This window comes from Telluria sp. RT2P19, from assembly GCF_059685725.1.
This window is the reverse complement of the sequence record NZ_JCASIL010000006.1, coordinates 69,362-91,940: the sequence shown is the minus strand read 5'-3', so window position 1 is coordinate 91,940 and position 22,579 is coordinate 69,362. Positions and strand designations below refer to the sequence as shown.

Annotated in this window: 23 protein-coding genes; 14 read left to right on the top strand and 9 right to left on the bottom strand. The window is 66.3% G+C overall.

Annotated elements, in window-relative coordinates; genetic code table 11:
• Window positions 1-68: 68 nt before the first annotated feature.
• Genes AC56KW_RS09900 through AC56KW_RS09885 form a run of 4 tightly spaced genes read right to left on the bottom strand, consistent with a single transcriptional unit; the run spans window position 69 to window position 4,182 of the window.
• On the bottom strand, window positions 69-869 hold the full coding sequence (locus AC56KW_RS09900) for a TatD family hydrolase (RefSeq protein ID WP_497170564.1): 801 nt from the start codon (window positions 867-869) through the stop codon (window positions 69-71).
• Between the two features lie 3 nt (window positions 870-872).
• Complete coding sequence (gene lolD, locus AC56KW_RS09895; RefSeq protein ID WP_497170563.1) at window positions 873-1,580, bottom strand: lipoprotein-releasing ABC transporter ATP-binding protein LolD; 708 nt, start codon at window positions 1,578-1,580, stop codon at window positions 873-875.
• Complete coding sequence (locus tag AC56KW_RS09890) at window positions 1,573-2,850, bottom strand: lipoprotein-releasing ABC transporter permease subunit (RefSeq protein WP_497170562.1); 1,278 nt, start codon at window positions 2,848-2,850, stop codon at window positions 1,573-1,575. Before AC56KW_RS09890 ends, lolD begins: the two co-directional genes overlap by 8 nt.
• A gap of 48 nt (window positions 2,851-2,898) precedes the next feature.
• The gene (locus AC56KW_RS09885; RefSeq protein WP_497170561.1) at window positions 2,899-4,182 is read right to left on the bottom strand and encodes a lipoprotein-releasing ABC transporter permease subunit; all 1,284 of its coding nucleotides are present in this window, start codon (window positions 4,180-4,182) and stop codon (window positions 2,899-2,901) included.
• Window positions 4,183-4,358: 176 nt separating this feature from the next.
• On the opposite strand from AC56KW_RS09885, the gene AC56KW_RS09880 reads away from it, so the two are divergent.
• Window positions 4,359-5,381 carry a hypothetical protein gene (locus tag AC56KW_RS09880; protein ID WP_497170560.1) on the top strand — a complete coding sequence of 341 codons (1,023 nt, stop codon included), beginning with the start codon at window positions 4,359-4,361 and terminating at the stop codon, window positions 5,379-5,381.
• 1 nt (window position 5,382) lies between these two features.
• Window positions 5,383-7,086 (top strand): single-stranded-DNA-specific exonuclease RecJ, encoded by a 1,704-nt coding sequence (gene recJ, locus AC56KW_RS09875; RefSeq protein ID WP_497170559.1) that lies wholly within the window; start codon window positions 5,383-5,385, stop codon window positions 7,084-7,086.
• A gap of 2 nt (window positions 7,087-7,088) precedes the next feature.
• On the opposite strand, the gene AC56KW_RS09870 is transcribed toward recJ, so the two are convergent.
• The gene (locus AC56KW_RS09870) at window positions 7,089-7,850 is read right to left on the bottom strand and encodes a YdcF family protein (protein WP_497170558.1); all 762 of its coding nucleotides are present in this window, start codon (window positions 7,848-7,850) and stop codon (window positions 7,089-7,091) included.
• 131 nt (window positions 7,851-7,981) lie between these two features.
• On the opposite strand from AC56KW_RS09870, the gene AC56KW_RS09865 reads away from it, so the two are divergent.
• Window positions 7,982-9,094, top strand: coding sequence for a metallophosphoesterase (locus tag AC56KW_RS09865; protein WP_497170557.1), 1,113 nt, complete (start codon window positions 7,982-7,984; stop codon window positions 9,092-9,094).
• Window positions 9,095-9,097: 3 nt separating this feature from the next.
• Here AC56KW_RS09865 and AC56KW_RS09860 read toward each other — a convergent pair whose 3' ends face one another.
• Window positions 9,098-10,198 (bottom strand): MBL fold metallo-hydrolase, encoded by a 1,101-nt coding sequence (locus tag AC56KW_RS09860; protein ID WP_497170556.1) that lies wholly within the window; start codon window positions 10,196-10,198, stop codon window positions 9,098-9,100.
• A gap of 326 nt (window positions 10,199-10,524) precedes the next feature.
• Here AC56KW_RS09860 and AC56KW_RS09855 point away from each other — a divergent pair, with 326 nt between their 5' ends.
• From AC56KW_RS09855 to AC56KW_RS09845, 3 genes are read left to right on the top strand one after another with little or no spacing between them, the layout of a single operon-like run.
• Window positions 10,525-11,688 (top strand): sialidase family protein, encoded by a 1,164-nt coding sequence (locus AC56KW_RS09855; RefSeq protein WP_497170555.1) that lies wholly within the window; start codon window positions 10,525-10,527, stop codon window positions 11,686-11,688.
• Entirely contained in the window at window positions 11,688-12,425 is a 738-nt protein-coding gene (locus AC56KW_RS09850) for a hypothetical protein (protein WP_497170554.1), read from the top strand. The genes AC56KW_RS09855 and AC56KW_RS09850 overlap by 1 nt, the downstream gene beginning before the upstream one ends.
• Window positions 12,426-12,429: 4 nt before the next feature.
• Entirely contained in the window at window positions 12,430-13,251 is an 822-nt protein-coding gene (locus AC56KW_RS09845) for a hypothetical protein (RefSeq protein ID WP_497170553.1), read from the top strand.
• Between the two features lie 74 nt (window positions 13,252-13,325).
• Here AC56KW_RS09845 and AC56KW_RS09840 read toward each other — a convergent pair whose 3' ends face one another.
• Window positions 13,326-14,219: a LysR family transcriptional regulator gene (locus AC56KW_RS09840; RefSeq protein ID WP_497170552.1), complete on the bottom strand. Its 894-nt coding sequence runs from the start codon at window positions 14,217-14,219 to the stop codon at window positions 13,326-13,328.
• Between the two features lie 90 nt (window positions 14,220-14,309).
• Between AC56KW_RS09840 and AC56KW_RS09835 the strand changes: the two genes are divergently transcribed.
• A complete protein-coding gene (locus AC56KW_RS09835) occupies window positions 14,310-14,744 on the top strand; it encodes a PACE efflux transporter (RefSeq protein ID WP_497170551.1) in 435 nt (144 codons plus the stop codon).
• Between the two features lie 6 nt (window positions 14,745-14,750).
• Here AC56KW_RS09835 and AC56KW_RS09830 read toward each other — a convergent pair whose 3' ends face one another.
• The gene (locus tag AC56KW_RS09830; RefSeq protein WP_497170550.1) at window positions 14,751-15,194 is read right to left on the bottom strand and encodes a YybH family protein; all 444 of its coding nucleotides are present in this window, start codon (window positions 15,192-15,194) and stop codon (window positions 14,751-14,753) included.
• 125 nt (window positions 15,195-15,319) lie between these two features.
• On the opposite strand from AC56KW_RS09830, the gene AC56KW_RS09825 reads away from it, so the two are divergent.
• The 3 genes from AC56KW_RS09825 to AC56KW_RS09815 are packed head-to-tail and all read left to right on the top strand — an operon-like array spanning window position 15,320 to window position 16,790.
• Window positions 15,320-15,757, top strand: a complete 438-nt coding sequence (locus tag AC56KW_RS09825) for an antitoxin Xre-like helix-turn-helix domain-containing protein (protein WP_497170549.1) — start codon at window positions 15,320-15,322, stop codon at window positions 15,755-15,757.
• An 11-nt stretch (window positions 15,758-15,768) separates the two neighbouring features.
• Window positions 15,769-16,443, top strand: coding sequence for an RES family NAD+ phosphorylase (locus AC56KW_RS09820; protein ID WP_497170674.1), 675 nt, complete (start codon window positions 15,769-15,771; stop codon window positions 16,441-16,443).
• Between the two features lie 11 nt (window positions 16,444-16,454).
• Window positions 16,455-16,790 carry a DUF2288 domain-containing protein gene (locus AC56KW_RS09815; protein WP_497170548.1) on the top strand — a complete coding sequence of 112 codons (336 nt, stop codon included), beginning with the start codon at window positions 16,455-16,457 and terminating at the stop codon, window positions 16,788-16,790.
• 131 nt (window positions 16,791-16,921) lie between these two features.
• On the opposite strand, the gene AC56KW_RS09810 is transcribed toward AC56KW_RS09815, so the two are convergent.
• On the bottom strand, window positions 16,922-18,934 hold the full coding sequence (locus AC56KW_RS09810; protein ID WP_497170547.1) for a bifunctional 2',3'-cyclic-nucleotide 2'-phosphodiesterase/3'-nucleotidase: 2,013 nt from the start codon (window positions 18,932-18,934) through the stop codon (window positions 16,922-16,924).
• A gap of 50 nt (window positions 18,935-18,984) precedes the next feature.
• Here AC56KW_RS09810 and AC56KW_RS09805 point away from each other — a divergent pair, with 50 nt between their 5' ends.
• From AC56KW_RS09805 to lysS, 4 genes are all read left to right on the top strand, one after another.
• The gene (locus AC56KW_RS09805; RefSeq protein ID WP_497170680.1) at window positions 18,985-19,152 is read left to right on the top strand and encodes a hypothetical protein; all 168 of its coding nucleotides are present in this window, start codon (window positions 18,985-18,987) and stop codon (window positions 19,150-19,152) included.
• Window positions 19,069-20,173, top strand: a protein-coding gene (gene prfB / locus AC56KW_RS09800; RefSeq protein WP_497170546.1) for a peptide chain release factor 2 whose coding sequence is annotated in 2 segments (ribosomal slippage) — window positions 19,069-19,149 and window positions 19,151-20,173 — 1,104 coding nt in all. Because the reading frame shifts where the segments join, the coding sequence is not laid out codon by codon here. The genes AC56KW_RS09805 and prfB overlap by 84 nt, the downstream gene beginning before the upstream one ends.
• Before the next feature lie 15 nt (window positions 20,174-20,188).
• Complete coding sequence (locus tag AC56KW_RS09795; protein ID WP_497170545.1) at window positions 20,189-20,854, top strand: HAD family hydrolase; 666 nt, start codon at window positions 20,189-20,191, stop codon at window positions 20,852-20,854.
• A gap of 26 nt (window positions 20,855-20,880) precedes the next feature.
• Window positions 20,881-22,419 carry a lysine--tRNA ligase gene (gene lysS, locus AC56KW_RS09790; RefSeq protein WP_497170544.1) on the top strand — a complete coding sequence of 513 codons (1,539 nt, stop codon included), beginning with the start codon at window positions 20,881-20,883 and terminating at the stop codon, window positions 22,417-22,419.
• Window positions 22,420-22,579: the final 160 nt, after the last annotated feature.

Genomic DNA, 22,579 nt, shown 5'->3' with positions numbered 1-22,579 from the left:
AGCGTGGTTTGCTCGCGGTCACAATTGACGAGTGAACTACGCCGAAAACCGATACTCGTGGCTTGCCGTCAAGGGAGCAGCGCGGCCAGCCGCGGAAGCGCCGCCAGCGAGGCATGGTAGGCCGCCTCGCGCACCGCTTCCACGCCGACCCCGCGCAGCTGGGCCAGGGTAGCGCCGATGCCGGGAAGTTGATCGGGACTGTTGCGACCCGGATGAATCCAGCTCGGCGCGATGTCCGGGGAATCGGTTTCCAGCACGATCGACGCCAGGGGCAGCTCGGCCGCCAGGCGCCGGATCTGGCGCGCGCGCGTGAAGGTCATGTTGCCGCCGAATCCCAGGTGAAATCCAAGGTCAATGAAGTTTTGCGCCTGCTGGAAACTGCCGTTGAAGGCATGGGCGATTCCCGCTGGCGGGCGAATCTGGCGCAGGTGCTTGAGCACCTGGTCTTGCGAGCGGCGCACGTGGGTCAGGACCGGCAGGCCGAAGTCGCGCGCGATGCGCAGCTGTTCACGGAAAAACCGCGCCTGCTTGTCGCGCATTGCCGGTTCGGTCAGTTCGGGAATGAAGAAATCCAGGCCGATCTCGCCGATGCCCACGAAGCGCGGATCCAGCAGCGCCTGCTCCACCCGCGTGCGCAGGTAGTCCAGGTCTTCGTCGCGCGCCTGCGGCACGCAGATCGGGTGGATGCCCAGCGCATAGCAGGTGTTCGGGCTGCCATGCGCCAGTCCGGCCACGGCGTCGAAATTAGCGCGCTCGACCGCGACGATCACGATCATCGACACCCCGGCCTGTTGCGCCTTGCGCGCGACCCCGGCGCCGTCGCCGCCGTATTCGCGCGCATCCAGGTGGACGTGGGTATCGATCCACATCGATTACGCCTCCGCCGCCTGCAGGCCGTGTTCGGTCATGCGCAGCACGCGGTCGCAGCGGCGCGCCAGTTCCATGTCGTGGGTGACGATCACGAAGGCGGTGCCGAGGGTACGCGACAATTCCAGCATCAGGTCGAAGATGATCTGCGCGGTGGTGTGGTCCAGGTTGCCGGTCGGTTCGTCGGCCAGCACGCATGCGGGCTGGGTCACCAGCGCGCGCGCCAGCGCCACCCGCTGGCGTTCGCCGCCGGACAATTCGCCCGGCCGGTGCACCACGCGCTTGCCCAGGCCCACGCGTTCCAGGATCGCTTGCGCGCGTTCGAGCGCCACCGGGCGTGCCTCGCGCCGGATCAACAGCGGCATCATGACATTGTCGAGCGCCGTAAACTCTGGCAGCAGGTGGTGGAACTGGTACACGAAACCCAGCGCCGTATTGCGCAATTCGCCGCGGCGCGCTTCGGACAGCGTCGCGAAATCCTCGCCATTCAGGGTCACCGAGCCGCTGCTCGGGGTATCCAGGCCGCCCAGCAGATGCAGCAGGGTCGATTTGCCGGAACCCGAGGCGCCGACGATGGCGACCCGCTCGCCGCGGTGCACGGCGAAGTCGATCCCGTCGATCACGCGCACTGTGGCGTCGCCCTGCTTGAAGGTCTTGCCGAGGCCACGGCAGGCCAGGATCGGGGTTGCTGCGGACACCGGTGCCTCACTCATAACGCAATGCCTCCGCCGGTTTCACACGCGAGGCGGCCCAGCTCGGGTACACGGTAGCGGCGAACGCCAGCAGCACCGAGATGACGCCGATGATCGCGACGTCCGGACCATGCAGGTCGGACGGCACGGTACTGATCAAATATATATCTTTGGACAAGAACTCCACTCCCAGCAAACGTTCGATGAACGGGACGATGACATCGATGTTCAGGCTGACCGCCACCCCCATGGCGACGCCGGCGAGCGTCCCCAGCACGCCGACCACCGCGCCCTGCACCATGAAGATCTTCATGATCGATTGCGGCGACGATCCCAGCGTGCGCAGGATCGCGATATCGGCCTGCTTCTCGGTCACCGTCATCACCAGGCTCGAGACCAGGTTGAAGGCGGCCACCGCGATGATCAGGGTGAGGATAATGAACATCATCTTTTTTTCGGTCTGTACGGCAGCGTACCAGTTTGCATTGAGCTTGGGCCAGTCGCGCACCACCAGGTCGCCCTCCTTCGCGCCCTGCATCGTGCTCCGCAACTGCTCGGCCACTTCCGGCGCTTCGCGCATGTTCGCGATGCGCAGGCGCAGGCCCGACGGCGCCGCCAGGCGCTCCAGGCGCTGGGCGTCCTCGACGTGGATGAACGACAGCGCCGCATCGAAGTCGAAGTGACCGGCCTCGAAGATGCCGGCGACCGTGAAGCTGCGCGTGCGCGGCACCATGCCGGCCGGCGTCACCTGGCCCTGGGCCAGCACCATCGTGACCTTGTCGCCCAGGCCGACGCCCAGCGCGCGTGCCAGCGCATAGCCGAGCACGATATTGAACTGGCCCGGCTTGAGCGCATCGAAGCTGCCGGCGCGCACCTGCTGCGCCACGGTCGACACCTGGTTCTCTTCGCCCGGCAGCACGCCGCGCACGATCGAGGGCCGCATCACCCCGTCGCGCACGAGCAGGCCCTGGGTCTCGACAAACGGCGCAGCGCCCAGCACATTCGGATTGCGCAGCGCCTCCCTGCTTGATGCGCGCCAGTCCGGCAGGCTGCCCGAAGCGTCGAACACTTCGATATGGGCCAGCACCGACAGCATGCGGTCGGTGACCTGCTTTTGAAAGCCGTTCATCACCGACAGCACGATGATCAGGGCCGCGACGCCCAGGGCGATACCGGCCACCGAGATCAGCGAAATGAAGGAGATGAAGCTGCTGCGCCCGCTGCGCTTGCCGGCGCGCGTATAGCGCAGGCCGACCTGCCATTCGTACGGCAGTCTGTGGATGATGCTCATGCGTATGTGTCTCGAGAAGATGAAGCGGGGTAGGTCATCGTGCGGCGCTCATTCATACCGCAGGGCCTCGGCCGGTTTCACGCGCGAGGCGGCCCAGCTCGGGTAGATCGTGGCCAGGAAGGCCAGCACCACGGCCACGCCGCCGATCCAGCCGACGTCGCGCCACAGCAATTCGGACGGCATCTCGCTGATCAGGTAGACCTCTTGCGACAGGAAATGCACGCCGAGCATGCGCTCGATGGCCGGCACGATCACGTCGACGTTCAGCGCCACCAGCACGCCCAGCCCCACGCCGAGCAAGGCGCCCAGCATGCCGACCAGCGTGCCCTGCACCATGAAGATCTTCATGATCCCGCGCGGCGACGCGCCCAGGGTGCGCAGGATGGCGATGTCGGCCTGCTTGTCCTTGACCGTCATGACCAGGGTCGACACCAGGTTGAAGGCGGCCACCGCCACGATCATGGTAAGAATAATGAACATCATGTTCTTCTGCGATTGCACGGCGGCGAACCAGACGGTGTTGACCTTGGTCCAGTCGCGCAGGATCAGGTCGCCCGCCATCGACTGCTGCAGCTCATGGGCCACGCGCGGCGCCTGCCGCAAGTCGGCCAGGCGCAGGCGCAGGCCGGCCGGCATCGTGGCCCCGGTCGCGGCCTCGGCGTCCGCGATGTTCACCAGCGCCAGCGTGGAATCGAATTCGAAATGGCCGGCCTCGAAGATGCCGGAAACGGTGAGCGCGCGCGTACGCGGCAACGCATTCTCGCCGGGCGAACTGGCGCCGCCCAGGATGCCGCCACTGGCCACCAGCAGCGACACGCGGTCGCCCATCTCGACGCCGAGCGACCTGGCCAGGGCCCGGCCCAGCACGATATTGAAGGAGCCGGGACGCAGCGACTCGAAGCTGCCCTCTTTCATCTGGCGCACCACGTCCGACACCTTGGCCTCTTCGATCGGCTCGACGCCGCGCAGCAGGGCCGGCTTCATGACGCCGTCGACCAGCAGCATCGATTGCGCATCCAGGAAAGGCGCGGCGGCGCGCACCTCGGGATGGCGCAGCGCCTGGCTGCTGTTCGCGCGCCAGTCTGGCAGGGCGCCGCGCGCATCGAAGACCTCGACATGGGCCAGCATCGACAGCATGCGGTTGGTGACTTCTTTCTGGAAGCCGTTCATCACCGACAGCACCACGATCAGGGCCGCCACGCCGAGGGCGATGCCGGCCACCGAGGCCATCGAGATGAAGGAAATGAAGCTGTTGCGGCCGCTGCGCTTGCCGGCGCGGGTATAGCGCAGGCCGATCTGCCATTCGTAGGGGAGTTTCTGGGTGATGCTCATGGTTGGGTCGTGCTCACGCTGTCGGTCCGGTTCTTGTTGTTCTGGCTTCGCCAACCCGGCAGTTTGCCAGACAAACCGCTTTTGTGGCGCGGATTATCAAATAACCATGTGCCAGCGCCCCCTGGCCAGCCGAGATCAAACCCGCGAGCCGGCCGATTTTGTCCTAGAATAGCGGGATGGCTCATATTACGCTTGTCCTGCCGTTCGCCCTTCCCCTCCCCGAATTCGCACCCGACCTTGTTCGCGCCCTGCAGGCGCCGGCGCTGGGCGCGCTGCTGTCGCGCACTTCGCGCTTAGAGCGCGCTCCCAGGGCCGATATCGTCCACGCCCTGCCGCATGAAACCTGGCTGGCGCGCGAACTCGGACTCGGCCAGGAAGGGCCGACGCCGTTCGCCGTGGCCGCCATGAGCGGCTTTGGTATCGATCCTGGCCAGGGGCGCTGGCATATCGTCACGCCGGCCCATATCCAGATCGCGCGCAGCCACCTGATGATGGCCGACACCCGCCAGGTCAGCCTGGCCGACGACGACGGCCAGGCCCTGTTCGAGGCGGCGCGCGGCCTGTGCGAAGAGATCGGCCACACACTGCGCTACGGCGACGCCCATACCTGGTTCCTGCGCGCCGACGACTGGACCGGTTTCGATACCGCCAGCCCCGACACCGTGGCCAATATGGACTTGACCGACTTCATGCCCAAGGGCGCGAAGGCCCAGGCCTACCGCCGCCTGCAGAACGAGGTGCAGATGGCCTGGCACGCTCATCCCGTGAACGCCGCGCGCGAGGCGCGCCGGCTGCCGGTGGTGAATGCGTTCTGGGTCTGGGGCGCGGCGACGCAGGCGCCGGCGTCGACCAGGGCGCTGGCCAGCTACGCCGCCCCCGGCTGGCTGACCGCCCTTGCCAGCTTGCGCCTCGATTCGCTCGACGGCTTGGACGGCGTCCTCGGGCGAGATGGCCTGCTGGTCGCCGGCAACCTCGGCGAGGCCGCGCTGGCCGCCGACTGGAACGGCTGGCTGCAAGGCATGCAACACCTTGAGGAAACCCTGTTCGCGCCCCTGCTGGCCGCCGTCAGGGATGGCCGCGTGAAGTCGCTGCGCCTGGTAATGAGCAGCCGCGAAGGACTGCTCGAGGCGACGACCAGCGCGATGGCGCAACGCAAATTCTGGCGCAGCCCCACGCTCGATTCACTGGCTGGACACTGACTTGACCACCAAGACCCGCATCTCCACCCGCCCCTGCCCGTTCCGCGTGTCGGAACTGCTGCGCCAGGACGGCGTCCACCCGGTACTGGCGCGCATCTATGCCGCGCGCGGCCTGGAGCACGTGCGCGAGCTCTCGAGCGAGCTGGCGGCGTTGTCGCCGCCGGCCGGCCTGAAGCACATCGACGCCGCCGCCGTCTTCCTGGCCGACGCGATCCAGGCCGGCAAGCGCATGACCATCGTTGCCGACTACGACTGCGACGGCGCCACCGCCTGCGCGGTCGCGCTGCGCGGCCTGCGCGCCATGGGCGCCCAGGTCGACTACTTCGTGCCGAACCGCGTGGTGCACGGCTATGGCCTGACGCCCGGGATCGTCGAGATCACCGCGCGCGAAAAGAACCCCGACATCATCGTCACGGTCGACAACGGCATCGCCAGCATCGAGGGCGTGCTCGAGGCCAACCGGCTCGGCATCGAGGTCGTCGTCACCGACCACCACCTGCCGGGCGACGCCCTGCCGCCGGCGCGCGTGATCGTCAATCCGAACCAGCCGGAGTGCGGCTTCCCGAGCAAGCACCTGGCCGGCGTCGGTGTCGTGTTCTACGTGCTGCTGGCCCTGCGCGCAGAGCTGCGCAAGCGCGGCGTGTTCGACGCCCAGACCCAGCCCAAGCTCGACAGCCTGCTCGACCTGGTCGCGCTGGGCACCGTCGCCGACGTGGTCAAGCTCGACGCCAACAACCGCATCCTGGTCGCCCAGGGCCTCAAGCGCATGCGTGCGGGCCGCATGCATGCCGGCGTCGCCGCCCTGTTCCGCGTGGCCGGCCGCGAAGCGCGCTGCGCCTCGCCGTTCGACCTGGGCTTTGCCGTCGGTCCGCGCCTGAACGCCGCCGGCCGGCTCGAAGACATGGCGCTCGGCATCGAGTGCCTCATCACCGACGACGAGGGCCGCGCCTGGGCCATCGCCCAGCAGCTCAACGAGATCAACCTCAAGCGCCGCGAGATCGAGGCCGAGATGCAGGACACGGCCCTGATCCACCTCGACAGCTTCGAGCCCGCCAGCGCCAGCACCATCGCGGTATTCGACGAAGGCTGGCACCAGGGCGTGATCGGCATCGTCGCCTCGCGCCTGAAAGAAAAATTCTTCCGCCCGACGATTACCTTCGCGCCGGCCGGCGACGGCTGGATCAAGGGCTCGGGGCGGTCGATTCCGGGCTTTCATTTGCGCGATGCGCTCGACCTGGTGTCCAAGCGCGTGCCGGGCCTGATCGACAAGTTCGGCGGCCACGCGATGGCGGCCGGCCTGTCGATCCGCCTGGATGCTCTCGACAGTTTTTGCCAGGCCTTCGAGGCGGTCGGCCAGGCCTGGCTGACCGAGGCCCAGCTCGAGCGCATCGTCGAGACCGACGGCCCGCTGGAAGACGAGTTCTATTCGACCCAGTTCATCGCGCTGATGGACGACCAGGTGTGGGGCCAGGGCTTCGCGCCACCCGTGTTCTGCGACGAATTCCGCGTGGTCAGCCAGCGCATCCTGAAGGAGCGTCACCTCAAGCTGCTGCTGGAAAAGAACGGCCGCCGCTACGACGCGATCTGGTTCGGCCACACCGACAGCCTGCCCGAGCGCGCGCGGGTGGCGTTCCGGCTCGATGCCAATGAGTACAATGGCGTGACCAAGGTGCAGCTGCTGGTCGAGCACGCCGAGGCGGCCTAGCGTTACTCCCGTCCTTTCAGCCGGTACCACGCGATCCCGATCAGCTCGTACGACGCATACCACGAACGGCGCAAACCCTCGGCGCTCGGCACCCAGGCGCCCAGGCCGCGCGCCTGCCGGCTGAAGAACATGGTCGGCGCGTCCGTCACCTGCAGGCCGCCGCGCTGGAACGCGGTGCGGGCGCGTTGCATGTGCATCGCATCGGTCACCAAGAGCACACGCTCGACCTTGTCGACGCGCAGCAGGGCGGCGCTGAAGGCCGCATTGTCGGCCGTATTGCGCGAACGCTTCTCGACCCAGCGCACCGGCACCCCGAAATCCTCGCGCAGCGCACTTGCCATCGTATCGGCAAGGCTGGTCTCGCCGGCGCGCGGCGCGCCGCCGCTGACCAGGATCGGCAGGCCGGTGCGCCGGTGCAGGTGCGCCGCATAGCGCAGGCGCGCCAGCGCGATATAGTCCGGGATGTCCCGGCCGCCGTATTCGGGGGCACCCTGCAGCCGGCCGGCGGCCAGCACCACGATCGCCTGCGCGCCTGCTTTCTCGGGCCAGCGCAGCGGCGTGGTCATTGCGTCGAGCGGCGCGACCAAAAAGCGCGCGCCGCCATTGCTCGACAAGAAGACCAGCAGCGCCAGCGCCGAACCGGCGACGATATTGCCCGCGCGCCGCCAGCGCCGCCGCAGCAGCAGGCCGATAACGATCAGCGAGAACAGGCTGGCGGGTGGCAGAATCAGGTTGCGCGCAATCGCATTGAGCAGTTCTATCACGGGGCGGTCGTGGTTGACGGGGACAAGGCAGTATAAACCTCGCAATAATTCCCGGCGACATGATGATGGCGATCCCGCTATGATTGCCCGGTTACGGACTACCGCCGCCGGCCAGACCGGCGTCATTACGCATGTTTTCACTCATCCTCAACGGCATCGGCACGCTGATGCATTTCTATGTGGCGCACCGGCTGTATGCGCTCGGCCCCGTACGCGCGCGCATCGGCGCGCGCTGGTGGTGGCTGGGCGCCGTCGCGGTGTGGGCGGTCTACCTGCTTGGCGTGCGCTTGGGCGACGCCGCCCTCGACTGGCGCTGGTGGCCGGGCCAGTTCGCCATGACCTGGCTCGGCATCCTGTTCGTGATGGCGCAATACCTGCTGGTCGCCGACCTGGTGACCGGCTTCGGGCTGTGGCTGCGCAAGTTCGCGCAGAAGATCCTGGCGGCCGGCGCCATCGCCGGCGTCGCGGTCAGCGCCTTCGCCATCTTCCAGGCAGTACGCGCACCGACGATCATCGAGCATGAACTGGCCCTGGCCGGCCTGCCGCAGGAACTGGACGGCACGATCCTGGTCGCCATCAGCGATACCCATCTCGGCGCCCAGCGCCGCGCCGCCTGGCTGGGCAAGCGGGTCGAGCAGATCAACGCACTCGACCCGGGCGCGGTGGTGATGCTGGGCGACCAGGTCGAGGACGAACCGATCAACGACGACCAGCTGGCGCCGGTGCTGCGCCGCCTGCGCGCGCCGCTGGGCGTGTGGGCGGTGACGGGCAATCATGAATACTATGGCGACGCCGGCGGCACCATCGAGGAATTTTCGGCCGGCGGCGTGCAATGGCTGCGCGACGAGCGGGTCGAGATCGCGCCCGGCCTGCACCTGGCAGGCCTGGACGACATCGGCCGGGCCATGCGCGGTGGGGGCGACATCTATGCCGGACTGGGACGGACGATCCCCAGCCGCGCGCAAGGCGCCACCATCCTGCTGGCCCACATCCCGGCGCCCGGCCTGGTGGAGCGCGCCGCGCGCGAGGGCGTGAGCCTGATGCTGTCCGGGCATACGCACGGCGGGCAGATCTGGCCGTTCAGCTATCTCGTCAAGCGCGAATTCCCGCACCTGGCGGGCCTGCACCGCGAAGGCGATATGCAGCTGGTGATCAGCCGCGGCGCCGGCGGCTGGGGGCCGCGCATGCGGCTGTGGCAGCCCGGTGAGATCCTGAAATTGACGCTGCGCTCGCCGCGACCTTAGGCGTCATCTCGCGGAAGGCGGGGCGGCGCGCGGCCGGTAGGTTTCCCCGATCTTCATCACGAAGAATGCACCGTCGGCCACGCCCTGCGCCCTGCGCGCGGTGGCGAGGTCGATCGCGGCCTGGTCCAGCCGCTCCTGCCCCATCGGATACGTCCCCCAGTGCATGCCGACGCTGCGCCTGCTGCGCAGCTCGCGGTGGATGCGCACCGCCTCGTCCGGGCTGACGTGGGAGTTGCGGTACCAGATCGGCTGGTAGGCGCCAATGCCGATTGCCGCCAGGTCGAAGCCGTCGAAACGCGCGGCGATATCCTGGATGTCCTTCGAATACCCGAGGTCGCCCGAAAAGAAGAACGAGAAGCCCGGCCGCGTCACCGCGAAACCGCCCCACAGGGTTGCGTTGCGGTCCCACAGCGAACGCGCCGACCAGTGGTGCACCGGCAGCAAATGCAGCTCCAGCCCCTGGTAGACGGTCTTGTCCCACCAGTCCAGCTTGACGATGCGGGCGCGGTCGCCGCCCGTCACGTTCCTTTCGAGCCAGATATCTACCCCCAGTGGCGCCACCAGCAGCGGCGGCCCGCCAGCCTGCCGGTACAGCCGGCGCAGCGAGTCGCGCGACAGGTGGTCGTAATGCGAGTGGCTGATCAGGATGACATCGATGCGCGGCAGGTCGGCGATCGCCACGCCCGGCGGCTGGTGGCGCCTGGGGCCGGCGAACGGCAGCGGCGAGGCGCGCTCGTCGAACACCGGGTCGAGCAGGATGTTGACCCCGGTGCCGGTCTGGAACAGGAACGTTGCATGGCCGATCCATGTCAGCGCCGGCGTGTCGCGGTTGGCGTGGATGAAGGCGAGATCGGGCGCCACCGCCGGGATCGGCGCGCTCGGCGCGCGCACCGCTTCGTCCTCGGTCCAGTTCTTGATGCGCGCCGCCCAGCCCTCGAAAAAGCCGAGCTTGGGACGCTGGTAGGCGGGATTCGACGGATAGTTGTTGGCGAAGCCTTCCGGACGGTGGTGCGGCTTGGTGGAGTCGAAATACGGATTTTGGTTCGCGCATCCCGCCCCGAACAGGGCAAGGATCAAGACGAGTGATGCGGGTAAAGTACGCATGCGGCAGTGCCCAGGCTGTCGAAAACGCAAGTATAGGCTGGGCGTTGAGCTCATTATCAAGAAATTGCCATAAACGTGAGAATGCGTTGGCAAGCTTGCCATCATCCGCCGCCCGACCCGTGCCCCGGACGCGGAATGACGCTTATTTCGGTCCGGTTCTCGCCTCTGCCTGATGTGTTTTCCCCGGCTTTCCGGTACCATATCGCCTTTTGCTGGCCGGCTATTTTGCGTCGGCAGTCCCGCAGCGGAATCATCGCTTCCCGGGAGTTCAATGTCAGAGCCCGCCAGTGCAGGACGCAAAGCCGGGTTCCCTCTACTGGAAGCGAATGGAGAATCCCCAGATCCCTCGGCCGCGCCCCCGCAATCTCGTCTTGCTCGGCTGCGTGCTGCTGTTGTTGCTCATGCTCGGCGCCGAAGCGCTGCGCTGGAGCCGCGACGCGCACGCCGCGGCGCAGCCAAGCCTGGCCGGCGCCGCCGGCGCCGGTCCGGTCACGCTCACCGAACTGTCGCACACCCACATCCCCGCGCCGCAAGGCATGCCGTCGGCCCACGCCAGTTCGATGACGCCGCTGCCGGGCAACCGCATGCTCGCCTTCTGGTGGGCCGGCAGCCGCGAAAGCGGGCCCGACGTCAAGGTATTTGCCTCGACCTGGGCCAACGGCGCCTGGAGCGCGCCGTGGGTGGTCGCCAGCCGCGAGTCGCTCGGCGCCGAACTGGGCTTCGGCGTACGTCGCATCGGCAATCCGGTCGCCTGGACCGACCGCGACGGCAGGATCCACCTGTACGTCGTGGCTACCGGCCTGGGCGGCTGGGCGGCGGCGCGCATCGCCCACATCGTCTCGCAGGACCGGGGCGCGAGCTTCCATGTGCGCCGCGTACTGCCGACCTCGCCGCTATTCAATACCAGCGCGCTGGTGCGCACCTCGCCGCTGGCGCTGAGCGATGGCGGCTGGTGGCTTCCTGTGTATTTCGAAATCGGCAACAAGTACCCGATGCTGATGGCCTTCGACGCCCAGGGCAACCCGACTTCGCTGGCGCGCATCGGGCAAAGCACCTCGACCCTGCAGCCGGCCATCGTGGCTGTCTCGAAGACCGAGGTGCGCGCCCTGCTGCGCGACGACAGCGAAGCGCGCCGCATGCAGCACGCGGCCAGCCTCGATGGCGGCGCCAGCTGGCAAGACTTGCCGGCGCTCGACCTGCCCAACCATAACACCTCGATGGCGGCCATTCGCCTGGCCAGCGGCCAGTTCCTGATGCTGCATAATCACGCGGCCGACGACGCCTCGGCGCGCAGCGTCCTGCGCCTGTCGATCTCCGACGACATGCGCAGCTGGCGCACGGTCGCCGACATCGCCAGGGGCAAGGCGGGCGACGAGTTCTCGTATCCGACCCTGCAGCAGGTCGGCGAGGAACTGCACGTCACCTACACCTGGCAGCGCCAGGCGATCGCCCACCACCGCTACCGCATCCACGCCGGAGGGACCATCTGATGCACCTGCCGGACCTGTCACTGCAAATCCTGTACAGCCGCCTGGGCTGGGCCATTGTCGTCGCGGCGCTGGCGTGCGCCCTGTGGTGCGCTTCGTGGCGCGCCTTCGCGCGCCGCTCGTCGCCCCTGTCCCGGGTCGCGCTGGCGGCGGTGGTGGTGGCCTCGCTGGCGGCGATGGCGTTGCCGGGCGCGCTGTCGCCGGCCTGGTCGCTGGGCCTGGCGTTCCAGTATCCGAGCGGTCTGCTGGTCGGCTGCTGCCTGTTGCGCCTGGGCGAGCGCTGGAACGGTGTCCGGCGCAGCCAGGTCATGCCGCAGGCGCTGGCCGGCGTGCTGGCGGTCAGCGGCATCCTGTTGTATCTCGACGCCCTCGGCGTGCTGGCGCGCGGCTTTTATTATGCCGGCTTCGGCGGCGCGACCGCGCCACTGCTCGGCATCGCCGCGGCGGCCGGCTGCGTGTTCGCCATCGTGCGCGGCCATGGCCGTGGCCCGGCGAGCTGCCTGCTCGGCGCGTTCGCCCTGTTTGCGCTGCTGCGCCTGCCCACCGGCAACCTGTGGGATGCCCTGATCGACCCGCTGCTGTGGGGCTGGGCCGTGGTGACCCTGCTGGCTGGCGCCCTGCGCCGCACGGGCCGCCGCGCCTCCGATCGCCTGCAGGAGCGCGAACCCGAGCCGGCCAGCGCGCCGGCGCCCGGCCTGCAACCACTGGCGGCCAACCATTTTTCGTCTTTGAAGGAGTAATTTAGTGGTAGATAACAAATGGTACAAACACCCGGTGATCGTCTCGGCGACCATCATCAACGCTTTCTGCCTGCTGCTGGCACTGGTCTGGGCAAACAATTCGCATGAGCTGGCGCGCTTGCTGGTCGAGGACGGCATCGTCGAATGGATGCAGTTCCTGGCGTTCTCGCTCACTTCCGGCCTGCTGGGCTACGTCGCGATCGACCGCTGGAAGACGGAAGGTTTCGGTCTCGGCGTGCTGGTCCTGGCCGGCCTGACGGGCCTGGTCGCCCTTGCCGCGCTGGAAGAGATCAGCTGGTTCCAGCGCATCCTGCAAATCCAGTCGCCCGAATGGTTCCAGCAGCATAACCGCCAGGCCGAAACGAACCTGCACAATCTCGGCTTTGGCAAGGAAAGCCTGCACAAGGCGGTGCTGCTGAAGATCATCGTGATCGCTGGCTTGATCCACAACCTGTTCCTGCCGCTGCTGGCCCTCAAGCGTCCGTCCGTCCGCAGCTTCGTCGAGCGCTTCGGCCTGTACCTGCCGCCGCTGGCGGCCTCGGTGCCTTACCTGGTCCTGGTGATCCTGTCGCACCTGCTGGTCGACCATCCGCGCAAGGGCGAGCTGGGTGAAACCTTCGGCGCCGTGCACTATATGGCGACCGTCTTCGGCGCCTATTTTGTCGGCGTCAACTACGGCAAGAAGCCGCTGTTCGACGGCATCAACGCGCGCCGGGTGGCGGTGCTGTTCACGCTGCTGATGTTCTATCTGCTCATGACCGGCTGGATGCTCAGCGCCGGCGCCGGCGCCGATGCAGCGCTGGCCAGCGGTATCGGCAGGGACTGAGGGCGCCGGGCACGCACCCTCGTGCCAGGTCGTTCCCGACCGGTTCGACGCATCGCCGACATCGAACCGGTCCGTCAGCCTTCGCCCTGGCGATATTCGCTGAACACCTGCCCCATGAAGTCGACTACCGCCCTGATGCGCGCGCTGGTGCGCAGGCCGCTGTGCATCGACAGCCAGATATCCTGGTCCAGCGCGGGGATATGGGGAATGGCGGCAACCAGGTTGTCCAGATCGGCCGCGAGGAAAGTCGCAAGCACGCCGAGCCCGGCGCCGTGCGCCACGCCATCCAGGATCCCGAGCCCGTAGCTGCAGCGCATCCATGGCGCCGGGGCGCCAGGCAAGGCGCGCAGCCAGAGGTCGGACTGGAATTCCGCGCGTGGCTCATCGAAGCCCACGAACGGCACGCTGGCCCAATCCTGGTTCTCGAGGGCGGCGGCGTGGCGCGCCGCCACGTCGCGGCTGCAGTACAGGCCGAATGACAAGGTGCCGAGCTGCCGCGTGACCAAGTCGAGCTGTTCCGGACGAAAGGGCCGGACCGCGATGTCCGCCTCGCGCCGCGCCAGGCTGTAGGGCCGGTGCGACGTCACGATTTCCACTTCGACGTTGGGATGGGCGTCATGGAAGCGGGCAAAGCGCGTCGTCAGGAAATACGACAGCCACTCGTCGGTATTGATGCGCACGACTCCGGATGCGGCGTGCGCGTCCTGGCGGTCGCGGTTGCGGTCGATCTCGAGGGCGATCTCACCCATCTGGCTGGCCGCGGCGATGATGCCGGCGCCGAACGCGGTCGGCACGCAGCCGCCCTGGAAGCGCTCGACGACCCGTTGCCCGAGAGCCTCTTCCAGCGCATCGAGCCGGCGCGACAGGGTGGCCGCGCTGATTCCGGCTTTTCTCGCCGCAGCGCGCAAGGCGCCCTCTTGCGCGATCAGCAGCAGCAGGCGCAAGTCATCCCAGTTCGTATGTTTCATATTTGGAGCATGATGCCTCGATTTTGCCTCTGTGCATATATTTTCGTGTATGCGAAGATGCGGCCCTGCGTTTTATAGAGGATGTTTTGCATGCGTACTTTCCGTGACCGCGTTCGCCACGCGCTCCTGTTCGAGGCCGTCGCCCTGGCCATCTTCATTCCCGGCTCGGCAGCGCTGTTCGACCAGCCGGTCAACCACATGGGCGTGATCGGCATCGCTTCGGCGACCATCGCCACCGTCTGGAACTTCATCTTCAATATGGGGTTCGATCGCGCCATGCTGCGCCTGCGCGGCAGCGTCGACAAGACGATGACGATCCGGGTGGCGCATACCTTCCTGTTCGAAGCCGGGCTGGTCGCCATGCTCATCCCCTTGATCGCCTGGTACCTCGGCATTGGCCTATGGGCGGCGCTGGTCATGGATCTCGCGATCGTCACGTTCTACCTGATCTACGGTTTCCTGTTCAACCTGGGGTACGACCGCGTGTTTCCGGTCGCAGCGGTGGGCGCGCCGCATGGCGCCTGACCGCGACTACTGCCTGCAATCGCAGCCGCGGTCGAACACGACCGCCCAGCGCCCCGGCGCCTCCAGCCGCCAGACCGAATTGAAGCTGCCGATGCGGCGCCCCGCCGCATCGCGGATCGGTCCGGTGCTGTAGGCCAGCGTGCCCGACTCGACCACTTCCACCTGTTCCGGCTCCCATGAGAATGGCGGCTGCCCGCCGTCGAAGTAGCGGCGCCAGCCGGCCAGTACTGCCTCCTTGCCGTGCAAGGCGCCGCCATCGGCCATGAAGACCGCCTCGCGCGACAGGTAGCGGCCGAACCCCTCGAAGTCGCGCGCCGCCATGGTGGTCGCAAAGGCGCGCTCGTGCGCCATCACCTGGCGGCGCAGGTCGTCGCCCGACACCCGCGCGCGGCCGGCGGCGGCGGCGGCGGCCAGGCAGACGACGATCAGTGAAAGCGAGCTAAGGCGCATAGAAGGCGGAAAGGATATTTGCTGTTTGGCAATCAGCCGATTCTGTCATGGGATGCTCTGCTTGACAACTGGCCCTTTCATGCGATACTGAATTGGAGTATAAACACTCCACTATCGGAGAAAACATGAGCCTGGCCTTTGCCTACCCCAAGAGCCGCTTCGAACCGGCGACCCTGGTCGACCTCCATTCGCGGGCGGAGCGCGAACGCTTGTCGCAGTCGGCCCTGAAGGGGTTCTTCAAGCTGGCGGCAGCCTGGAACCTGCGTGACGACGATGCGCGCGAGCTGCTCGGCGGGCTTTCGTCGTCGTCGTTCTACGACTGGAAGAAGAACCCGGACCGGGTGCTCGAAGTCGACCGTATCACCCGCATCTCCTATCTGCTCGGCATCTACAAGAGCCTGCACATCCTGTACGGCGACAAGCTGGCCGACGAATGGGTGCAGCTTCCGAATACCAATCCTGTATTCACCGGCCGCACGCCGCTCGCCTTCATGCTCTGCGGTGGCCTGCTCGCGATGCACAGCGTGCGGCGCCTGCTCGACGCCCGGCGCGGCGGCCTGTGAGTCTCAAGCTGATGCCGCGGCTCACGCTGCTACGCAAGAACGACACCTGCCGCCTGATCCCGTCGCGCTTCGCCGACATGGAAGACTCCGTGCTGGCGCCGCTGGCCGAGAACGACGACATCCTGCGCGACCTGTTCGACCTCGATAACGCCACCAACGACCGCCTGCGCGGCGAGTCCGGGCTGTTGCAGGGCATCGGCATGGACGAACTGGTGTTCGGCGTGCCCAACTTCCGCATCATCAATGCGGCTTTCACCTACGCCCGGCCAGAGGGCAGCCGCTTCAACGACGGCGAGCGCGGGGCGTGGTATTGCGGCTTCGATGCCGAAACCTCGCTGGCCGAGGTCGTCTTCCACAAGACGGTGGAGTACGCCGAGATCAAGCGCTTCGACGACAGCGTCAGCTACCAGTGCCTGCTGGCCGACTTCAGCGCCAGCTTCCATGACGTGCGGGGGATTGCCGCATATGAGGATTGCCTCGATCCGGCCAGCTATGTCGCCTCGCAGGCGCTGGCGACCGAATTGCTCGCTGGGGGCTCGATGGGCGTCATCTACCCCAGTGTGCGGCATCCAGGCGGCACTTGCCTGGCCTGCTTCCGGCCCGCGCTGGTCGGCAATGTGCGCAAGGCGCAGACCTATCGGTTAACATGGGCGGGTTCGCCGCATCCTGCGGTCGAGATTCTTTGAACAGATTCACGATGAAAACCAAACCCGATAGCGAGTTAGCACTGCGCGACCCCGAACTGCACGACAAGATCAACCGCGAAACCGGCCGCGTCAAATGGAGCGAGCTGGAACGCCATTTCGCCAGCGGCTCGGTCATCTGGGTCAGCGAAGCGCTGGACCTGATCGAGGTCGCCCTGCGCATCGCCCATGATGATCGCGCCAGCGTGACGCGCTGGATGAACGAAGGCAGCGTGGCGAAGGTCAGCGATGCACAGGCGCAGGGCTGGCTGGACGCGGATGAAGTGTTGTGGGCGTCGGTGGTAAGCCCGTTCGTGCTGGTGCAGCCGGAGAAGAAACAGCTGCACTGAGCGCAGCATCCATGTGGTATGGGCGGGCCTCCCGTCCACGCCTCCGACCAGCAGGCGAGCGGCTGTTCCAGCGTGGTCTGGACGCGTGGACGGCTTGGCCGCCCACCCCATCGTTGTAACGCCAGATCGATTTACTGCGACAGATCGACCGCATACAGGGCGGTGCCCTTGCCGCTGCCATCATCGGCCTTCAGCTGCCTGACGTTGTCGATGCCCGCCTCCTGCGCCAACCCGACCAGCTCCGGCGCCGAATGGAACACCACCGGCCCCGCCGTTTTTACCTGCGCGAAACGCCAGCTGCGCGCCGCTCCCTGCGCCTTGCGGCTCAGTTCCCTGGCACTGCGGATGTACTCGATCAGGATATCGCGGTTATTGTCCGGCGACGCCAGCACCACATTGCCGCCGTCCAGGCCCGGGAAACCGCCGCCGCCGCTGGCGCGATAGTTATTGGTCGCCACCAGGAATTCCTGCTTCGCCTCGACCGGTTTGCCCTGGTACGACAGCTTGCGGATCCGGTCGCCCGGCGCGCGGGTGACGTCGATCTCGTAGCGCACGTCCGGCGATGTGATCGTATCGAAATTAAAGCTCGGGAAGCGTGCATTGACCAGTTCCTGCGGCTCGGCCCTGGCCGGGTCGATCGTATTGAAGCGCCCCGCCGCCGTCTCGAGCCACGCCTTCAGGCCCGCGCCGTCCACCTTGACCGCATACAGCGAGTTCGGGAACAGGTACAGGTCGGCCGCATTGTTCAGCGCCAGGTCGCCGGCCGGCACGTCCGTATAGTCGGCAACCGTCGGGAAGCCGGCCTTGAACGGCGCCGTCACCGACAGCACCGGCAGCTGCGCGTACTGCGGCAGGTTGGCCTGCACGTACCGGGCGACATATTCGGCCTGCGCGCGGTTCACCACTTCCAGCGCCGATGGATCGCCGACGTCGGCGAAGTAGGTGCTCATGCGAAAGCTCGACTTGCCCACCGGCGTCTTGACGTAGGCGATGGTCGCCTCGTGCTCGGCGCGCACCAGGGCCGTGACCTCGGCGTCGGGCTCGACGAAGGTCTTCGGCGCGGTCTGGGTCGAACGCGCCTCGACCACGGTCTTGTCCTTCTCGACCGTCCAGCGCTTGCCGTCGAACGCCAGCTGGAGCCGGACCACGCCCAGATGCTTGCCCCACTGGCCCGGCATCACCGCCGGCACGCCGTGCACCAGGCCGCGCGCCTTGTCCACGCCCGGCAGGTTGAACTGGCCGACGGTGCTGTCCTTGTTCGGGAACAGCTGGTGCGCGTGGCCCATCAGCACCACGTCCACCCCCGGCACCTTGGCCAGGTGCCAGTTGGTGTTTTCCATCCTTGGCGAATAGTCCGCGTCATCCAGGCCCGCATGGCCCAGCACCACCACCAGTTCGGCGCCCTTCCTGCGCATCTCGGGGATGTAGCGCTCGGCGCTGGCGCGGATGTCCACGGGTTTCACGCGGCCCTCGAGCCAGCGCTTGTCCCACGACATGATGTCCGGTGGGGTGAAGCCGATGATGCCGACCTTGACGGTGCTCTCGATCCGCTTGCCGTCCTTGCCGGTCGCGACGATCTTCTTGTCGATGATGCGGTACGGCGCAAACAGCGGTTGATTCGTCTGCAGGCTATGGATATTGGCCAGCACGATCGGGAAATCCGGCCCCGCGCATGGCCTGGCCTGCGGCTTGACGTCCTTGACCCTGAAACTGCTGCCGGTGATCTGGTTCAGGAATGACAGGCCATAGTTGAATTCGTGGTTACCCACGGTGCCGCCCTCGTAGCCGAGCGCGTTCATGATCTTGTAGATGCCCAGCACCTGGTCGCAGCGCGGCGGCTTGACCAACGCCTGGTAGTCGGCGAAGGCAGTGCCCTGGATCGTGTCGCCATTGTCGAGCAGCAGCGTGTTGGGGAATTCCTTGCGCGCCTGCCTGATCAGCGTGGCGGTGCGGTCGAAGCCGATCGACGCATCCGGCGCCAGCTTGTAGTAGTCGTAGCCGACCACGTTCGCGTGCAGGTCGGAGGTCTCGAGCACGGCCAGCACGGCGGTCGCACCGCTCGGGGTCTGGGCGGCGTGGACGGGAAGGATGAGCAGCAGCGGCGCGAACGCCATGCCAGTTTGGTAACGCAAGATGCGGTTCATGGGCATTCCGGGAAACAAGACGGGGCGATGATACGGCAGCGGCAGCCACCATGGCAATCCATACGGCGTCGTCGATGCAGTCGTCGGGTATAATCCCCGGTTCGATTCAATCAACCAATGAGACTGCCGAGACCATGGAAGCCGAACGCATCAACGCCATTTCCGCCCTGCTGAACGACCTGACGGGTCGCGAGGCCGAACTTCGGAGGTATCTTTGACTTCGATAAGAAGTCGGAGAAACTAGAACAGGTCAACCAGGAGATGGAAGATCCTTCCATCTGGAACGACCCGAAAAAAGCCCAGGAAATGGGCAAAGAAAAGAAAGCGCTGGAAGGCGTCGTGCACGTGCTCGAGAAAGCCAAGGCCGATCTCGCCGACGCACGCGACCTGTTCGACATGGCGCGCGAAGAAGGCGACGACGACACCATCGAAGCCGTCTCCAGCGACCTCGACGAAGTGCAGAAGATCATCGAGGCGATGGAATTTCGCCGCATGTTCAGCAATCCGATGGACCATGCCAGCTGCTTCATCGACATCCAGGCCGGCGCCGGCGGCACCGAGGCGCAAGACTGGGCCTCGATGCTGCTGCGTCAATATCTGCGCTACTGCGAACGCAAGGGCTTCAAGGCCGAGATCCTCGAACAGTCCGAGGGCGAGGTCGCGGGCATCAAGACCGCCACCATCAAGGTCGACGGCGAGTACGCCTATGGCCACCTGCGCACCGAGACCGGCGTGCACCGCCTGGTGCGCAAATCGCCGTTCGATTCGGCCAACGGCCGCCACACCTCGTTCACCTCGCTGTTCGTGTATCCGGAAGTGGACGACTCGATCGAGATCGAGATCAACCCTGCCGACGTGCGCATCGACACCTATCGCGCATCGGGCGCCGGCGGCCAGCACATCAACAAGACCGATTCTGCGGTGCGCCTGACCCACGGCCCATCGGGTATCGTCGTCCAGTGCCAGAATGACCGCTCGCAGCACCGCAACAAGGCCGAGGCCTGGGACATGCTGCGCGCGAAGCTGTACGAGCTCGAACTGCGTAACCGCATGAGCGAGCAGCAAAAGCTCGAGGATTCCAAGACCGACGTCGGCTGGGGCCACCAGATCCGCTCGTATGTGCTCGACCAGTCGCGTATCAAGGACTTGCGTACCGGCTTCGAAACGGGCAATACCAAGAACGTGCTCGACGGCGATCTGGACGATTTCATCTCCGCTTCCCTCAAGCAGAACGTTTAACAAGGTAGAGACCCGATGACCACATCCGCCCGCGCGCTGATCTTCGACATGGATGGCACCATCGTCGACAATATGGACTTCCACACCCAGGCGTGGATCACCTTCTTCGCGCGGCGCGGCAAGGTCATCGAGCCCGAAGCCTTCTTCCGCGACACGGCCGGCCGCCAGGGCAAGGAAATCCTGCGCCACTACATTGGCGAGGAGCTCGGCGACGACGAACTGGCGACCTTGAACCACGAGAAGGAAGAGCTGTACCGCGAGCTGTACGGCCCGCACCGCAACACCCTGCCCGGCTTCGACGCCTTCATCGAGGCCGGCGCCGCCCGCGGCTGGAAGCTGGCGGTGGCCACCTCGGCTTCGCCAGGCAGCGCGCGCTTCATACTCGACGAGATGGACTTGCGGCCGCGCTTCGACGCGGTGGTGGTCGGCACGGTCGACGTCCCGCGCGGCAAGCCGCATCCGGACGTGTTCCTGAAAGCGGCCGACCGCTGCGCGACCATGCCGGCCCAGTGCATCGTGTTCGAGGATGCGCCGCTGGGTGTGGAAGCGGCGCGCCGCGCCGGCATGCGCGCGGTGGTGCTCACCACCACCTTGCCGGCCGAGGCGTTCGCCGAATTCGACAATGTCATCGCCATCGTCAACGATTTCACTGAGCTGGACGTTGAGTCGCTGCTGGCCTGAACCAACCAACACTAGAACTACACCACATGACCACCGAAAACCAAGAACAGGGGCCACTGCAGGCTCCTGATGAAAACAAGATCATGGCCGAGCGCCGCGCCAAGCTGGGCGCGATCCGCGAGAAAGGCATCGCCTTCCCGAACGATTTCGTCCCACAGCACAAGGCCGCCGATCTGGTCGAGCGCTATAACGGCAAGACCCGCGAAGAACTCGAAGCCGAGCCGGTCGCCGTCGTGCTGGCCGGCCGCATGATGCTGCGCCGCGAAGCGGGCAAGAAGGCCGCCTTCGCGACCCTGCAAGATAGCTCCGGCCCGGCCGCCAATGGCCGCATCCAGGTCTACATCGCCCTCGACAACGCCGGCATCGATGCGATGGAAGCGCTGCGCAGCTACGACCTGGGCGACATCCTGGGCGTGGAAGGCACCCTGTTCAAGACCAAGACCGACGAGCTGACCGTCAAGGTGAGCCAGCTGCGCCTGATCGCCAAGGCGATCCGTCCGCTGCCCGACAAGTTCCACGGCCTGGCCGACCAGGAGACCAAGTACCGCCAGCGCTACGTCGACCTGATCATGAACGAAGAGACGCGCCGCACCTTCAAGGCGCGTACTAGCGCGATGTCGTCGATGCGCCGCTTCATGGAAAAGAACGGCTTCATGGAAGTCGAGACCCCGATGCTGCACCCGATCCCGGGCGGCGCCGCGGCCAAGCCGTTCGTCACCCACCACAATGCGCTGGACATGGAAATGTACCTGCGCATCGCGCCCGAGCTGTACCTGAAGCGCCTGGTCGTGGGCGGCTTCGACCGCGTGTTCGAGGTCAACCGCAACTTCCGCAACGAAGGCGTATCGGTCCGTCACAATCCAGAATTCACGATGATGGAATTCTATGCGGCCTACACCGACTACAAGTGGATCATGAACTTCACCGAGGAAGTGATCCGCCAGGCCGCGATCGACGCCCACGGCAGCGCCGTGCTGACCTATGGCGGCCGCGAGCTGGACCTGTCGAAGCCATTCCAGCGCCTGACCATCGTCGAGGCAATCGACAAGTATGCGCCAGGCTATACCCCCGAGCAGCTGAACGACGCCGAGTTCATCAAGACTGAACTGAAGACCAGGTTCGGCGTCAAGCCGTTTGCCACCGCCGGCCTGGGCGCGCTGCAACTGGCGCTGTTCGAAGAGACCGCCGAAGCGCTGCTGTGGGAACCGACCTTCATCATCGACTATCCGGTCGAAGTGTCGCCGCTGGCGCGCGCGTCGGACGTGCGCGAAGGCATCACCGAGCGCTTCGAGCTGTTCATGGTGGGCCGCGAGATCGCCAACGGCTTCTCGGAGCTGAACGATCCCGAAGACCAGGCCGCGCGCTTCCTGTCGCAGGTGGCCGCCAAGGACGCGGGCGACGATGAGGCGATGTTCTACGACGCCGACTACATTCGCGCGCTGGAATACGGCATGCCGCCAGCCGGCGGATGCGGCATCGGCATCGACCGCCTGATGATGCTGATCACCGACTCGCCGAACATCCGCGACGTGCTGCTGTTCCCGCATCTACGCAAGGAAGACTGATCGTACAAAGCCGCCGAATGGCGGCTTTTTTTATCCGGCAGGGCGACCTGCAGCGGGGTGGACGGGCTCCCCGCCCACGCGTTCGACCAGGACGTGCAGGCCTCACGGCCCTTCATCATCAGTTGAACGCGTGGATGGCATGGCCATCCACCCCACGATA

Excerpts from the sequence above, each read along its gene's own strand:
- AC56KW_RS09900 (WP_497170564.1), bottom strand. The coding sequence starts at position 869 with ATGTGGATCGATACCCACGTCCACCTGGATGCGCGCGAATACGGCGGC.
- lolD (WP_497170563.1), bottom strand. The coding sequence starts at position 1,580 with ATGAGTGAGGCACCGGTGTCCGCAGCAACCCCGATCCTGGCCTGCCGT.
- AC56KW_RS09890 (WP_497170562.1), bottom strand. The coding sequence starts at position 2,850 with ATGAGCATCATCCACAGACTGCCGTACGAATGGCAGGTCGGCCTGCGC.
- AC56KW_RS09885 (WP_497170561.1), bottom strand. The coding sequence starts at position 4,182 with ATGAGCATCACCCAGAAACTCCCCTACGAATGGCAGATCGGCCTGCGC.
- AC56KW_RS09880 (WP_497170560.1), top strand. The coding sequence starts at position 4,359 with ATGGCTCATATTACGCTTGTCCTGCCGTTCGCCCTTCCCCTCCCCGAA.
- AC56KW_RS09865 (WP_497170557.1), top strand. The coding sequence starts at position 7,982 with ATGTTTTCACTCATCCTCAACGGCATCGGCACGCTGATGCATTTCTAT.
- AC56KW_RS09860 (WP_497170556.1), bottom strand. The coding sequence starts at position 10,198 with ATGCGTACTTTACCCGCATCACTCGTCTTGATCCTTGCCCTGTTCGGG.
- AC56KW_RS09855 (WP_497170555.1), top strand. The coding sequence starts at position 10,525 with ATGGAGAATCCCCAGATCCCTCGGCCGCGCCCCCGCAATCTCGTCTTG.
- AC56KW_RS09850 (WP_497170554.1), top strand. The coding sequence starts at position 11,688 with ATGCACCTGCCGGACCTGTCACTGCAAATCCTGTACAGCCGCCTGGGC.
- AC56KW_RS09840 (WP_497170552.1), bottom strand. The coding sequence starts at position 14,219 with ATGAAACATACGAACTGGGATGACTTGCGCCTGCTGCTGCTGATCGCG.
- AC56KW_RS09835 (WP_497170551.1), top strand. The coding sequence starts at position 14,310 with ATGCGTACTTTCCGTGACCGCGTTCGCCACGCGCTCCTGTTCGAGGCC.
- AC56KW_RS09830 (WP_497170550.1), bottom strand. The coding sequence starts at position 15,194 with ATGCGCCTTAGCTCGCTTTCACTGATCGTCGTCTGCCTGGCCGCCGCC.
- AC56KW_RS09825 (WP_497170549.1), top strand. The coding sequence starts at position 15,320 with ATGAGCCTGGCCTTTGCCTACCCCAAGAGCCGCTTCGAACCGGCGACC.
- AC56KW_RS09820 (WP_497170674.1), top strand. The coding sequence starts at position 15,769 with ATGCCGCGGCTCACGCTGCTACGCAAGAACGACACCTGCCGCCTGATC.
- AC56KW_RS09815 (WP_497170548.1), top strand. The coding sequence starts at position 16,455 with ATGAAAACCAAACCCGATAGCGAGTTAGCACTGCGCGACCCCGAACTG.
- AC56KW_RS09810 (WP_497170547.1), bottom strand. The coding sequence starts at position 18,934 with ATGAACCGCATCTTGCGTTACCAAACTGGCATGGCGTTCGCGCCGCTG.
- AC56KW_RS09805 (WP_497170680.1), top strand. The coding sequence starts at position 18,985 with ATGGCAATCCATACGGCGTCGTCGATGCAGTCGTCGGGTATAATCCCC.
- AC56KW_RS09795 (WP_497170545.1), top strand. The coding sequence starts at position 20,189 with ATGACCACATCCGCCCGCGCGCTGATCTTCGACATGGATGGCACCATC.
- lysS (WP_497170544.1), top strand. The coding sequence starts at position 20,881 with ATGACCACCGAAAACCAAGAACAGGGGCCACTGCAGGCTCCTGATGAA.